The organism is Erwinia sp. MYb416 (assembly GCF_037479575.1).
Classification (GTDB): Bacteria; Pseudomonadota; Gammaproteobacteria; order Enterobacterales; family Enterobacteriaceae; genus Erwinia; species Erwinia rhapontici.
This window is the reverse complement of record NZ_JBBGYT010000347.1, coordinates 1-644: the sequence shown is the minus strand read 5'-3', so window position 1 is coordinate 644 and position 644 is coordinate 1. Positions and strand designations below refer to the sequence as shown.

The following is a 644-nucleotide window of genomic DNA, read 5'->3' as shown; positions in this document are numbered from 1 at the left end:
GTGCAGGGCGACTTTGAACCTGAGTCGGGCTATCGTGCCATGCAGCAAATATTGTCGCAGAAGCAGCGCCCGACGGCCATTTTCTGCGGTGGTGATATTATGGCTATGGGCGCGATTTGCGCAGCAGATGAAATGGGGTTGCGCGTACCGCAGGATATTTCGGTGATCGGTTATGATAACGTGCGCAACGCCCGCTACTTTACGCCCGCACTGACCACCGTCCACCAGCCAAAAGAGCGTCTGGGCGAAACCGCTTTTGATATGTTGCTGGACCGTATCACCAGCAAACGCGAAGACCCGCAAACCATTGAAGTTCACCCTTCACTGATTGAGCGTCGTTCCGTTGCCGATGGCCCTTTCCGCGACTATCGCCGTTAATCACTCACCTGCCACTGGCCGGGATGTTCACTTAACCACTCTGCATTCAGGGTTTCTGTGTTACCCAGATAGTCCAGTAACCAACTTAGCGCCGGTGAGGCGCTTTGTTCAGACCAGCTGAGATAACAGGGACTGTCGGGAAACGGTGACGTCAGCGTCACTTCTCCCAACACGCCTTGTTGCAGCCAGGGCTGGGCAAAATGACCGGGTACCATCCCAACACACAGCCCGGCTCGCAGGCAGTCAAACGCACTTTCCCAGTCAGG

General features: G+C 55.7%; 2 protein-coding genes. One reads left to right on the top strand and one right to left on the bottom strand.

The window, feature by feature from the left end; all coding sequences use genetic code 11:
• The coding region (locus WH277_RS04105; protein WP_339504504.1) for a substrate-binding domain-containing protein at nucleotides 1-378 on the top strand (378 nt) is incomplete at its 5' end.
• On the opposite strand, the gene WH277_RS04100 is transcribed toward WH277_RS04105, so the two are convergent.
• The coding region (locus WH277_RS04100; RefSeq protein ID WP_339504502.1) for a LysR substrate-binding domain-containing protein at nucleotides 375-644 on the bottom strand (270 nt) is incomplete at its 5' end. The two genes, WH277_RS04105 and WH277_RS04100, sit on opposite strands and share 4 nt — an antisense overlap.